This window comes from Micromonospora sp. NBC_00821 (assembly GCF_036347035.1).
Lineage (GTDB): Bacteria > Actinomycetota > Actinomycetes > Mycobacteriales > Micromonosporaceae > Micromonospora > Micromonospora hortensis.
Genome location: NZ_CP108880.1, coordinates 6,972,330 through 6,984,964, shown reverse-complemented (window position 1 = coordinate 6,984,964; position 12,635 = coordinate 6,972,330). Strand labels below are relative to the sequence as shown.

Genomic DNA, 12,635 nt, shown 5'->3' with positions numbered 1-12,635 from the left:
CTGTGTGATGGCTGCCACGTCCCTCAACGAGAGGATCTGATGTGGTGAGCAAGCGCTTCACCGCCCGTACGGTCGCGACCGCGGCTGTGCTGGCACTTACGGCTACGGGGTTGGGTGTGCCGGCCAACGCCGCGCCGAGCAATGCCCGGACCTTCACCGTCGTCGCCGAGGATGGCGTCGCCACTGACACCGCCGTCGCCGCGATCCGCGCAGCTGGCGGCACTGTGGTGTCCCGGTCCGATGAGGTCGGCATGTTCCAGGTCAGCAGCGACCGGGCTGACTTCGCGGCCAGGGCGACCGCCGCACCGACGCTGATCGGGGCCGCCGAGCAGAAGGCCATCGGCCGCAAGCCGAAGCTGGACCGGGTCGAGCAGGAGCACCTGCTGGCCGCTGCCGGTGCTCGTGCCGGTGCTGCCGGTGCTGCCAAGAAGGGCACCAAGCTCGATCCGCTCGATGACAAGCTGTGGGGCTTGGAGATGATCCGGGCCGACAAGGCCCGCAAGATCGAGCCGGGCGACCGTCGGGTGACCGTCGGCGTGCTGGACACCGGCGTCGACGCCAGCAACCCGGACATCGCGCCGAACTTCAACTGGTCGCTGTCGCGCAACTTCGCGCCCGACCTGACCGATGTGGACGGCCCCTGCGAGGTGCCGAGCTGCGTCGACCCGGTCGGCACCGACGACGGCGGGCACGGCACCCACGTGGCCGGCACCATCGGCGCCGCGGCCAACGGTTTCGGTCTCTCTGGCGTCGCCCCGAACGTCTCGCTGGTCGAGCTCAAGGGCGGCCAGGACTCTGGCTACTTCTTCCTCGACCCGGTCGTCAACGCCCTGGTCTACGCCGGCCGGTCCGGGATCGACGTGGTCAACATGTCGTTCTATGTCGACCCGTGGCTCTACAACTGCACCGCCAACCCGGCCGACTCCCCCGAGGACCAGGCCGAGCAGCGGGCCGTCATCAAGGCGATGAAGCGGGCGCTGGTCTTCGCGCACAACAAGGGCGTGACCCTCGTCGGTGCGCTCGGCAACAACAACGAGGACCTGGGTGCTCCGCGCACCGACGTCACGAGCCCCGACTACGGCGCCGACCCTTACCCCCGACCGATCGACAACGAGAGCTGCTGGGACCTCCCCACCGAGGGCCCGCACGTGATCGGCGTTTCGTCGGTTGGCCCGTCCGGCAAGAAGTCGGACTTCTCCAACTACGGCACCGAGCAGATCTCGGTCGCCGCGCCGGGAGGCTGGTTCCGGGACGGCTTCGGCACCGACACCTTCCGTACCGACGCCAACATGATCCTTTCCTCGTACCCGAAGCACGTGCTTCAGGAGGAAGAATCGGTCGACGCCGACGGCAACATCGTCGCCGGCTTCGAGAATTCGGTCTTCAAGCAGTGCAAGGCCAACGGTGAGTGCGGCTACTACACCTACCTCCAGGGCACCTCGATGGCGTCCCCGCACGCCGCCGGTGTCGCCGCGCTGATCGTCAGCCGGCACGGAAAGGCGCAGGGTCGGACTGGCTTCGGGATGTCGCCGGACCAGGTCGAGCAGCACCTCTACCGCACGGCCGCCGAGCACGCGTGCCCGGAGCCGCGCCTCCAGCAGTACCGCAACGAGGGCCGGGACGAGACCTACGACGCGTACTGCGCCGGTGGGGTCAACTTCAACGGCTTCTACGGCTACGGGATCGTCGACGCCTACGCGGCGGTGAAGACCCCGCTCAAGCCGAACGCCCGCCCGTAGCGCACATCGCACTACGGAGGTGGCCCAACCGCCACCACCGTCGGGGCCCGGTCGACACCTCGTCGACCGGGCCCTGCGGTCGTCCGGACCCGTTGTCCCGGGCCGCCGCCGCCCGGCGCTCAACATGATCGACTCGGCTTACTGGAAGGCGCGGTGTTGGTGCCTGAAGGATGGCGCGGTTTCCAGGAAACCGAGGTGATCCTGGTCATTTGGACGATCCCTGTCGCCAGCCGCGGCCGACCAGCGCGTCGCGTACCTCACGAAGCACCGCCGGGAACTCGCCGTGCAGCCGCCGGCTGGTCACGTGCAGGACCAGCCACCCCGCGCCCACCAGCAGATTCAGCCGACGGCGGTCACGGTGCAGCTGCTCCACGTCGGAGTGCCACGTGCCGTCGTACTCCACAGCTACCCGATATTGCGGCCAGGCCAGGTCGGGGTGCAGAACGACGCCGGTGGGCAGGCGCACCGGATGGTGAACGGCTGGGCGCGGCAGCCCACCCAGCACCAACCGCACGCGTAGGTGTGACTCCGGCGGGGACTCGGCGCCGCCGTCGGCCAGGTCGAACACCCAACGTGCTCGTCGTGCGCCCGGCCGGTCAGCGTTACGGGCAGCCATGGCGGCCAGGGTGTCGCGATCGGCCAGCCCCTGCCCGAGCAGCGAATCGACGATGGCGACCGCCCGGACCGGGTCGAGCCAGACAGCCGTCTCCCAGGCGGCCCGGCCGGGGTCCGACCGGGGGATTGGGAGGTCCCGCTCGCTGGGACTGGTCGTCGCCCACCCATCGCCCCGGCCGGCCGCGGCCATGCCCCCTGCTCCGGCGGACACCATGGCCGGGCGGGACAGGTGCCGTGCTGGGCGTCGTGACATCCCGTCGGCAGGTGGGCGGCCTGCTCCCTGAGGCCGCGCCGCATCTCGTGGACGTCCAGCGATCGAGGGTCGTCCTGCGTCTGGTGGTCGTCCTGGGTCCGGTGGTCGTCCCGCGTCCGGCGGTCGTCCCGCGCTGGACGGTCGTCCCGCGTCCGGCATTCGTCCTGCACCTGGGGGTCGGCCTGCGTCTGACGGTCGGATTGCGGCTGGCTGATGTCCTGGGGTCGGCGGACGGCTCGCGTTCGGTGGCCGCCCTGGTGGTCGTCGTGTGGTTGGCGTGGCGGGCTCAGGGGTCTCGCCCGCCGCGAGCGGGGTGATGGCGGTGACGTGCACGCGGAGGCCACGCTGTGGGCCGATCCGCAGCGGTCGGGGCACGAGGACGTGCACCTCGTCAGTGAAGCTCGCGGCGTGTTGGACGCCGTGCAGGTAGGCGGCCGACGGGCCGCCGACCACCACGCCGGGTGGGAGCCGGAGGAGGGCGGCACGACAGGCGAGGGCGTGGTCCCGGTCCAGCCGCGAGTCGGCGTAGATGTCGTGGCGCAACCGCACCCAGGCGGAGTTGCGCAACTGATGTTCGGTGAGCAGGCCGTCCCGGACAGCGTCGGAGCCGCGGAAGACCTGCCAGGCCAGGGCATCGGGGCGATGCGGACGTGGGGGCATGCCGAGCAGCCTGCCGACCGCGCACCGGGCACCGAAACCCCTGTGGACAACCCGGCGTGCGGGTGCCGCTGGACCTGTGGACAACCACGAATCCGCCTGCCGATCGTGCTATGACACCGGGCCGATCAGGCATCCGGGCCGCCGACGGGCGGTGATCCACTCGCGTTCCTGAAAGTCGGGCGATCACCGGGCCTGGGACACCGCGACTTCCGTGAACCCGAGTGGATCAAGGCGGGGTCAGCTGAGGGCTGTGGTGATGGCTCGTGCGGCGGCCAGCACCTGGGGGCCGATCGTGTCGACGTCCAGTGGGGCGAGCGCGACCACGCCGACGCTGGCCTCCAGCCCGGGTACGCCGAGCACTGGTGCAGCCACCCCGTACGCCCCGGCCTGCAACTCACCGCTGCTACTCACCGGCTCTGCCACCCCGGCGCGACCGGCCAGGATCGCCCGGCCGGCAGCTCCCCGGTCCAGTGGATGCCGTGCCCCGGTCCGGTACGCGACGTGGAACGACGTCCAGCTCGGCTCGACCACGGCCAGGGCGACACCCTCGCTACCTTCGACGACGGTCAGGTGCGCGGTCGCGCCGGCCTGCTCGGCGAGGCGGCGTAGCGCGGGCAGCGCACCCTCGGCGAGCAGCGGCTGGGCCCGTCGGGCCAGGTGCAGCAATCCGGCACCGAGGCGCAGCCGACCGTCTCCGTCGCGGCGCAGCATGCCGTGCCCGGTCAGCGCACTGACCAGCCGGTAGACGGCGGCCCGGCCGATGCCGAGCCGATTGGCGGCCTCGGTGACGGTCAGACCGCCAGAGGCGTCGGCGACCAGGTGCAGCAGCCGCAAGCCCCGGTCCAGCGTCTGCGACGTCTCCCCGCCCCGCCCCGCGACCGCGTCGGCCCGCCCCGCGCCAGCCTCGGCCGGCCCGAAGGCCACGTCAGCCGAGCCGGAGGTAGGCCCGGAGGCCCCATCGGTCGGCCCGGTGGCGCGTTCGAAGGCGGGGGCGGTGGGGTTGGCTGGCGGGTCACCGGAGCCACCGGAGCGTGCGGTCGCATCCACGCCTGGCAGCGTACGACCCGGCACCGGCGGACCCGGACAGGCACGGACAGCTACCCTTGTACGGTGACGCTACGCCTGTATGACACCGCCACCCGATCGGTGCGGGACTTCGTCCCGCGGGAAGCCGGCAAGGTGGGGGTCTACCTGTGTGGTCTCACCCTTCAGGCCCCGCCGCACATCGGTCACCTTCGCTCCGGCGTCAACTACGACGTGCTGCGTCGTTGGCTGATGGCCGCCGGCTACGAGGTCACCTTCATTCGCAACCTGACCGACATCGACGACAAGATCCTGGTCAAGGCGGGCGAGCAGGGTCGTCCGTTCTGGTCGATCGCGTACGCCAACGAGTTGCTGCTCGCCGAGTCGTACCGGTCGCTGAACGTGCTGGCGCCCACCTACGAGCCGCGCGCCACCGGCCACATCCCCGAGATGCATGAGCTGATCACGAAGTTGATCGCCGACGGGCACGCGTACCCGGCGAGTGACGGTTCCGGCGACGTCTACTTCGACGTGGCGTCCTGGCCGGCGTACGGGTCGCTGTCGGGCCAGTCTCCGGACGCCATGCAGTCCGCCGGGGACGCCCCGGATCGGGGCAAGCGGGATCCGCGCGACTTCGCGCTGTGGAAGGGCGCCAAACCGGACGAGCCGGCGGACGCCTACTGGCCCTCGCCGTGGGGGCTGGGCCGTCCGGGCTGGCACATCGAGTGCTCGGCGATGTGCTGGCGCTATCTCGGCCCGGAGTTCGACATCCACGGCGGTGGGCTGGATCTGACGTTCCCGCACCACGAGAACGAGATCGCCCAGTCCCAGGCGGCCGGGTTGCCGTTCGCCCGCTACTGGGTGCACCACGGGCTGCTGAGCATCGGCGGGGCCAAGATGGGCAAGTCCGCCGGCAACGCGCTGGGCCTGGCGTACGTGGACTCGCTCGGGGTGCGGCCGGTGGAGCTGCGCTACTACTACGCCGCCGCGCACTACCGCTCGCTGATCGACTACTCGGAGGATTCGCTGCGCGACGCGGCCACCGCGTACCGGCGGATCGAGGGTTTCGTGCAGCGGGCCGCCGAGCGGGTCGGCGCCGGGCAACTCGGGGAGCTGCCCGCCGGTTTCGTCGCGGCGATGGACGACGACCTCAACACGTCCGCCGCGCTGGCCGTGCTACAACAGCACATTCGGGACGGCAACACCGCGCTGAGCGTCGGCGACGATGTGACCGTCCGCACCACGCTGGCCGTGGTGCGGGCAATGCTGGATATTCTCGGGATCGACCCCCTCGACCCGGCCTGGACCGGTGGCGGCCGATCGGACGACCTTCGTGCCGTGGTGGACTCCCTGATCGCGCTGGCCCTGGAGCAGCGTGCGCAGGCGCGGGGCCGCAAGGACTGGACCGCCGCGGACGCCGTGCGTGACCAGCTCAAGCTGGCCGGCGTGGTGGTCGAGGACACCCCCCAGGGCCCCCGTTGGACTATTGGAGAGCAGGACTGATGGCCGGCAACTCGCAGCGCCGTGGCCGGCGACTGACGTCGAAGGCAGGCGCCCCCAAGGGCACCGGCGGCAAGAACAAGGACTCGTTGGCCGGGCGGGGTCGCACCCTGCCGGCGGACGAGCGGCCGTGGCACAAGGGCTACTCGGGCACCGAGAAGCTGCCCCAGCGCACCGCCTGGAAGCAGGACAAGGAGCGCCGCGCGGCGGCCGAGGAGGGGCGCGCCCCCAAGATCGGCCAGCCGGGCAGCAAGGACACCACCTGGGGTCGGGGTGGCGGTCGGGGCGTACCGGGCGGCCGGGGTGCCGCCACCGGCGGACGGAGTGGCAAGCCCACCGGCCGGTCCGGCCCCCGGGTCACGCCGGGGCGCAAGTCCAACCCGTCCAAGGACACCCCGGAGCTGCTGGTCGGGCGTAACCCGGTGCTGGAGGCGCTGCGCGCCAACGTGCCGGCGACGGCGCTCTACACCGCCCAGGGCATCGACATGGACGACCGGATCAACGAGATCATCCGGACCGCCGCCGACCGGGGCATCGCCAACCTGGAGATCAGCCGGGCCGAGTTGGACCGGATGACCGGCGGGGTGCTGCACCAGGGCGTCGGCTTGCAGGTGCCGCCCTTCGCGTACCAGCCGTTCGAGGACATGGTCGCCGCTGCCCTGGAGCAGCAGGCCCCGCTGCTGGTCGCGCTGGACGGTGTCACCGACCCGCGCAACCTGGGCGCCGTGATCCGGTCGGCTGCCGCGTTCGGCGCGCAGGGTGTCTTCGTACCCGAGCGTCGTGCCGCCGGGATCACCGCGACCGCCTGGCGGACCAGTGCCGGCGCGGCCGCGCGGGTGCCGGTTGCACAGGTGACCAACCTGACCCGGTCGCTGAAGGCGTGCCGCGACGCCGGTTTCATGGTCGTCGGCCTGGATGCCGACGGCGACACCGACCTCTACAACCTGGAGGCCGCTGTCGGTCCGCTGGTGGTGGTGGTCGGTTCCGAGGGGCGCGGTCTTTCCCGCCTGGTCGGGGAGACCTGCGACCTGACCGTCAGCATCCCGATGATCTCCGAGGTCGAGTCGCTCAACGCCAGCGTGGCGGCGGCGGTCGCCCTGGCCGAGGTCGCCCGCCGGCGCTCCGTCGAGCTGTAGCGCACGTCGAACGAAGGCCCCTCCCGCCGAGCGCGGGAGGGGCCTTCGTCGTCCGGCGCCCAGGCAGGATGAAGGGCCAATTTTGGTACGACGAAGGGGCGGCCCGCCGAAGCGGACCGCCCCTGTCGGTACGGCGTTACATCAGATCCGGCCACCGGTGGCGGCGTGGAAGACGTGGCTGCGACCGGCGACCGGCTTGACGAACACGGTGTCACCCATGTTCGGCATGTTGCGCCGGTCGGTGCGGACGACGAAGCGCTCCGAGTTGCCACCCAGCGCGGCGTGGCCGTAGACGTTGGCGTCCGAGCCGAGGTCCTCGACCAGCTCGACAACCACCGGCATGCCGCCCTCGGTCGGGCTGACCAGCTCGCAGTCCTCCGGACGGAAGCCCACGGTGACCTTGCCGTCGCCACCCTCGGCGCGGGCCGCCTCGACCTGCTCGCGGGTCAGCGGAATCTGCAGCTCGGCGAACTCGGCGCCCCGCTCGTTCAACGGAACGGTCTTGATGTTCATGGCGGGCGAGCCCATGAAGCCGGCGACGAACACGTTGGCCGGGGTGTCGTAGAGCGCCCGCGGGGTGTCCACCTGCTGCAGGACACCGTCGAGCAGCACCGCGACCCGGTGACCCATGGTCATGGCCTCGACCTGGTCGTGCGTGACGTAGACAGTGGTGACGCCCAGCTTGGCCTGCAGGGACGCGATCTGGGTACGGGTCTGCACGCGGAGCTTGGCGTCGAGGTTCGACAGCGGCTCGTCCATGAGGAAGACCTGCGGCTCGCGGACGATCGCCCGACCCATCGCGACACGCTGACGCTGACCACCGGAGAGCGCCTTCGGCTTACGGCTGAGGTACTCCTCCAACTGGAGCAGCCCGGCCGCCTCCTTGACCCGCCGGTCGATCTCCGACTTGGAGGTCTTGCGCAGCTTGAGGGCGAACGCCATGTTCTCGTACACCGTCATGTGCGGGTAGAGGGCGTAGTTCTGGAAGACCATCGCGATGTCGCGGGCCTTCGGAGGAAGGTGAGTGACGTCACGCTGGTCGATGTAGATCGAACCGGCGTCCACGTCCTCAAGGCCGGCGAGCATCCGCAGGCTGGTGGACTTACCGCAACCGGAGGGGCCGACCAGGACGAGGAACTCGCCGTCGCCGATCTCGAGGTCCAGCTCGTTGACGGCGGGACGCTCTTGGCCCGGGTAGACCCGGGACGCCTTGGAATAGGTGACCGTAGCCATGGTGAAGCGCTTCCTTTCACCGGCAGGAACGTGCCGGACGATCCGAGTGAAGGAGCAACCGGCACGTGTCCGTGCCGGTCCAGCGGACGGCGGCGCGGTCGCGGGGGCGCCCGGTCGTCGTCCGTGTCAGTGAACCGTAAACGCGTTTACCCGTGCTGCCAAGGCGGGGGGCCGCCCAGCCCACCAGGCGGGCTACGCATTCCGGTCACTCGGGCACGGTCAGACATCAATCGACACCATGGGAAACGAGTCTGCGTCGGGTTGTTGACGATTCCCGTGCTCGGGAGGCCACGCGATCGGGATATCCGGACGTCAGTCGCTATGCTGACCTCGACGCACGCGCCCCTGTAGCTCAGCTGGCCAGAGCACTCGCCTTGTAAGCGAGATGTCGCCGGTTCGATCCCGGCCGGGGGCTCCAATTACATCAGACGTATCCGAGCGGCACCGTGTGCCTCTGCCGGTCCGCCCTGAGGGGCAACCGGACGTCGACCAGGTTCGCTATCGTGCCTCCGTCCCGCCATCAGGCGGCGGTCCACGGGGGAATCACAATGAAACACCGCACCATTCTGCTCGCGTTGGGTCTGACCGGCGGTCTGTTGTTCGCCGCCGGCTGCACTCCGACGACTGAGCCCACGCGCACCGACGAACCGGTTGCGGCCACCGCCACTGTCACTGCCGCGCCGTCCCCGACGCCCGACGTCCGCGGTGAGCTGGTCGCGGCGCTGCAGCGGTCGCAGGGGGCTGCCCAACCGGTACGCGGTGCGCGGCAACCTGCCCGAAGGGCAGAAGGTCAACGGCACGGGTGCCTTCGATCCGAAGAAGCGCCGTTTCCAGACCACGATCTCGGTCACCGGTGGGAAGTACCCGTCGGCGGGGAGCCGGATCGTGATCGGCAACGACAGTTACGTGCGGCCGTCCGACGACAAGAACTGGGTGCACGTCGATCTGAAGCGAGTGAAGCGCGACGATCCCTTCCTCCGCTTCGACTGGGTCGACCCGACCGGCCTGAAGGCGTTCACCTCGTCGATCGCCTCGGTGGACCGCGTCGACCCGCATACCTACGCGGGTCGTTTCGACCCGACCGGCAAGGACGCCACGTCGTTCCTCCCCGTGGGCGCACCGAGCATCGTCTCGATCGGCATACGCCTGTCGCCGTTCACGATCACCACCGACGACAAGGGTTGGGTCACCTCGATCAAGGTCGAGCTGAGTCCCAGCGAGGGCCCGAAACTGACGCTGACCACCACCATGAAGGATCACGGAAAGCCCTTGAAGATCAACGCGCCGGCACGCGCTGGTGAGGCCGCCGACTTCTACTACCGCAAGTGACAGCTCAGCCGTACCGAGCCGGTGTCCCTCCTGGCGCACGGTGTCCCACAGGTGTGGGCACACGGGGGTTGTCGGGGTCGGAGACAATCGCCGCCAGTGCTGCAGACCCTGCCGTCCACGTACGGACCGCTGAGGGCGCTGCCGCGAGTCGAGCATTGGCGGAGGGGCGGCAATGAGATACGTCAGCCTTGAACGAACCAGAGACGGCATCTTTCATGATCCCTCGGCATACCTCGAGCAGTTGCCATCGCTTGCTGACTCGTTGCCCGAGGGGGCTCGCAGGTTCGCTACGGAACCCGGCCACTACGACTTCGTTGGCCAGCGCTGTGTCAAGAGCCTGAAGCCCGCGCGGCTGACGTCCGGTGAGACAGGCGGCAGCCGGTGGCTTGAGCTGTACCTCCAGCACAACTGTTGGAAGCACGAGGAAGACCTGACCATTCGCTACCGTGGCGTGCGGAGTCTGACGATCGAGCCGGCTGACCGAGAGTGGGATGTGGCCCAACTCCTCGACGTGATGTTGGACGAGGTGTTGCCGCACGAGCAGGGGTGCCGGCACGAGATCGCCTGTCTCGCCGGCAGGATGATCGTGACGAGTGAGGACCTCACCGCAACCTGGGCGTACGCCGACTGCCCGGAGCGCGAGGCCAACCGGTAGTCGACGCCGCCGGTGGTCCGGCGAGGAACAACGCGGAGCCGCCACCCGATCGGACGACGCTGTGCCCGGCGGTAACCTGAGGCCGGAGCAGCGCGGAGCGGGGCGGGGGCCAATGAGTCGGGCGGTGGAGGAGTCGAACCGGGCGATGCTGCGCGCCCGGGACGCGATGGACCGGGCGTACGCCGACCCTCTGGACATTCCCGCGTTGGCCCGGATCGCGCACGTCTCGCAGGCGCACTTCATCCGTACCTTCCGAGCCACCTTCGGTGAGACCCCGCACCGCTACCTGCAACGCCGCCGGGTGGAGCGGGCGATGTCGTTGCTGGTGGAGACCAATCGGGACGTGACGGACATCTGCTACGCCGTCGGCTTCGGCAGCCTGGGCACGTTCAGTCGGACGTTCCGGCAGATCGTCGGCGACTCGCCCTCGGATTTCCGGCGTCAGCGCGTGGCGCCGACCAACGTGCCGTCGTGCTTCACCAAATCCTGGACCCGACCCAGCAGTTTTGGATAAGCCGCAGGTCAGGGCCTACCTCTAGCGTCATGGGCATGACGATGAACGCGATCAGCCGCTCCCAGATCTACGTCCTCGACCAGGACGCCGCGCTTGACTTCTACGTCAACAAGCTCGGCATGGAGGTCAACACCGACCAGGACCTCGGCTTCATGCGGTGGCTCACTGTGAACCTGCCCGGCGACCCGGAGCGCGAGATCCTGTTGGAGAAGCCCGGTCCGCCCGCGCTGGACCCGGCCACCGCCGAGCAGGTCCGGGAGCTGCTCACCAAGGGTGCCCTCGGCGGGTACCTCTTCATGACCACTGACGACGCCCGCAAGACGCACGAGGATCTGGTCGCGAAGGGCGTCGAGATCACCGACGAGCCGACCGAGCGCCCGTACGGGATCGACTTCGGCATCCGGGACCCGTTCGGCAACCGGATCCGCATCGGCCAGATGTTCCCCGGGGCGTAGGGGGCGGGCGATGAGCCAGGCCGCGGCTTTCCCGTGGTACGACCGGCCGCCGTCGGTCGGGACCGCCTGCTGTTGATCGGCGGGGTGCTCGCCGGCCCGATCTTCGTCGGCTCGGCGATCGTGCAGGCGGTCACCTTCGCGCGGGCGGCGTCCGGTCGGACGGACTGAGCCGACGCCCGCAGGACCGGGAGGTACGGGTCGAACTCGTACCTCCCGGTGTGTTGGGGTGGGGCTCATGGTGACCCGGTTGCTGTACCTGACCCGACACGCCGAGCAGGATCTCTCCGAGCCGAGTGGGCCGGAGGCTGGCGAACCGGATACCGGCCTGTCGGAGCGCGGCCGGCGTCAGGCGACCCTGCTGGGCGAACGCCTACGGGCCCGGCGGTTCGCCGCCGTCCACCACGGGCCGCTGCGCCGGGCCGCGCAGACCGCCGCGCTGGTCGCCACGTCGCTGCGCCACGTTCCGGTGTACGAGACGGAGCTGGCCGGCGACCACCTCCCACACGACACGGATCCGACCGGCCTGCCGCCCGCGTACGCCGAATTCCTGACGCAGTTCTCGGCGGCCGAGCGGGTCGACGGGCCGCGAGTGACGGCGGACGCGGTGCGGCGGTTCGCCGGCCCGGTCGCCGAGGGGCCCGCCGGCGGCGAACCGGTCCGCGAGCTGGTCGTGACGCACAGCTTCCTGATCGCCTGGCTGGTGCGGCACGCCCTCGACGCGCCGGAGTGGCGGTGGCTGGGCGTGAACACGCACAACGCGGGGCTGACAGTCATCCGGTACAGCGCGGCCGGCCCGCCGAATCTGGTCGCCGTCAACGACGTGGCCCACCTACCGCCGGAGCTGCGTGCGACCGGCCTGCCCCCGGACTATCTGGTGTGAGTGCCGGTGGCCCGTAGCAGCAGCTTGACCACGTCCTGTGTGGCCGGCGGCGGGGGCCCCTCGGCCGGGCAGTCGGCGTACCCGGTCTCGATCGTGCCGACGGTGACCCGGTAGGTGAACACGTCCGCACAGTTGGTCGGGCTTGTCGTCCGGCGCGCCTCGGCGGCCAGTCGGGGGTCGGCGGCCAGAGCTGTCAGGCGGCCGAGGTCGGCGGGGCTGAGCCGACCAAACCGCCGGCTGCCGGCCCGGTCCACGGCGGTCCACTGACCGTCCGGCTCGACGGTCACCACGTCACCGCGCCCGGCGAAGCCGCCGGAGCTTCGCAGCATCACCCGGGTGGCCGCGCCGCTGGCCTGGGGGGCGGTGCTGGGGGCGGTGGTCGGAAGCAGGGTGCCGGTCGGGCCGGGAGCGGTGGTGACCGGGGGCTGGCTCGGGGTGGTGGTGGGGGCGCGTTCGGCGCTGGTGCAGCCGGTCAGGAGGACGACCAGTAGCGCGATGGCGACGCCGGTTGTCGAGGTGGGTCTCATGGTCGTCGGACGCATCGACGGCGGCGTCGGTTCCCTTGTCAAGAGCCTCACCCGAACGGCCATTGTCGATGTCTGGAAGCGGTCCGAGGCGTCCTTCCTCCCTCCTGGTAGCTGAA

Annotated in this window: 13 protein-coding genes and 1 tRNA gene; 10 read left to right on the top strand and 4 right to left on the bottom strand. The window is 70.3% G+C overall.

Annotated features, from left to right (window positions below; translation table 11 throughout):
* Positions 1-44: 44 nt before the first annotated feature.
* Positions 45-1,739 (top strand): S8 family serine peptidase, encoded by a 1,695-nt coding sequence (locus OHB44_RS32045; protein WP_238683038.1) that lies wholly within the window; start codon positions 45-47, stop codon positions 1,737-1,739.
* A gap of 205 nt (positions 1,740-1,944) precedes the next feature.
* On the opposite strand, the gene OHB44_RS32040 is transcribed toward OHB44_RS32045, so the two are convergent.
* Positions 1,945-2,544, bottom strand: a complete 600-nt coding sequence (locus OHB44_RS32040; protein WP_238683039.1) for an endonuclease domain-containing protein — start codon at positions 2,542-2,544, stop codon at positions 1,945-1,947.
* A gap of 960 nt (positions 2,545-3,504) precedes the next feature.
* Positions 3,505-4,191, bottom strand: coding sequence for an IclR family transcriptional regulator (locus tag OHB44_RS32035; RefSeq protein WP_330441304.1), 687 nt, complete (start codon positions 4,189-4,191; stop codon positions 3,505-3,507).
* Between the two features lie 186 nt (positions 4,192-4,377).
* Here OHB44_RS32035 and cysS point away from each other — a divergent pair, with 186 nt between their 5' ends.
* Together cysS and rlmB are read left to right on the top strand one after the other, a co-directional pair.
* Positions 4,378-5,793: a cysteine--tRNA ligase gene (cysS, locus tag OHB44_RS32030; protein WP_238683041.1), complete on the top strand. Its 1,416-nt coding sequence runs from the start codon at positions 4,378-4,380 to the stop codon at positions 5,791-5,793.
* Positions 5,793-6,926, top strand: coding sequence for a 23S rRNA (guanosine(2251)-2'-O)-methyltransferase RlmB (gene rlmB / locus OHB44_RS32025; protein ID WP_238683042.1), 1,134 nt, complete (start codon positions 5,793-5,795; stop codon positions 6,924-6,926). Before cysS ends, rlmB begins: the two co-directional genes overlap by 1 nt.
* A gap of 141 nt (positions 6,927-7,067) precedes the next feature.
* Here the strand turns inward: rlmB and OHB44_RS32020 are convergent, their stop codons facing one another.
* On the bottom strand, positions 7,068-8,159 hold the full coding sequence (locus OHB44_RS32020; protein ID WP_091403085.1) for an ABC transporter ATP-binding protein: 1,092 nt from the start codon (positions 8,157-8,159) through the stop codon (positions 7,068-7,070).
* A gap of 341 nt (positions 8,160-8,500) precedes the next feature.
* Between OHB44_RS32020 and OHB44_RS32015 the strand changes: the two genes are divergently transcribed.
* The 7 genes from OHB44_RS32015 (at position 8,501) to OHB44_RS31985 (ending at position 11,992) form a co-directional block, all read left to right on the top strand.
* Positions 8,501-8,577: transfer RNA gene (locus tag OHB44_RS32015), tRNA-Thr, on the top strand.
* Positions 8,578-9,044: 467 nt separating this feature from the next.
* Complete coding sequence (locus tag OHB44_RS32010) at positions 9,045-9,488, top strand: hypothetical protein (RefSeq protein WP_330439156.1); 444 nt, start codon at positions 9,045-9,047, stop codon at positions 9,486-9,488.
* Positions 9,489-9,660: 172 nt separating this feature from the next.
* On the top strand, positions 9,661-10,143 hold the full coding sequence (locus tag OHB44_RS32005) for a hypothetical protein (protein WP_330439155.1): 483 nt from the start codon (positions 9,661-9,663) through the stop codon (positions 10,141-10,143).
* 112 nt (positions 10,144-10,255) lie between these two features.
* Entirely contained in the window at positions 10,256-10,657 is a 402-nt protein-coding gene (locus OHB44_RS32000; protein ID WP_330439154.1) for an AraC family transcriptional regulator, read from the top strand.
* Positions 10,658-10,692: 35 nt separating this feature from the next.
* Complete coding sequence (locus OHB44_RS31995) at positions 10,693-11,112, top strand: VOC family protein (protein ID WP_210780869.1); 420 nt, start codon at positions 10,693-10,695, stop codon at positions 11,110-11,112.
* Positions 11,113-11,145: 33 nt separating this feature from the next.
* A complete protein-coding gene (locus tag OHB44_RS31990) occupies positions 11,146-11,280 on the top strand; it encodes a hypothetical protein (RefSeq protein WP_274530622.1) in 135 nt (44 codons plus the stop codon).
* A 67-nt stretch (positions 11,281-11,347) separates the two neighbouring features.
* Complete coding sequence (locus OHB44_RS31985; protein ID WP_330439153.1) at positions 11,348-11,992, top strand: histidine phosphatase family protein; 645 nt, start codon at positions 11,348-11,350, stop codon at positions 11,990-11,992.
* Here the strand turns inward: OHB44_RS31985 and OHB44_RS31980 are convergent.
* On the bottom strand, positions 11,980-12,534 hold the full coding sequence (locus OHB44_RS31980) for a hypothetical protein (RefSeq protein WP_330439152.1): 555 nt from the start codon (positions 12,532-12,534) through the stop codon (positions 11,980-11,982). The two genes, OHB44_RS31985 and OHB44_RS31980, sit on opposite strands and share 13 nt — an antisense overlap.
* Positions 12,535-12,635 lie beyond the last annotated feature (101 nt).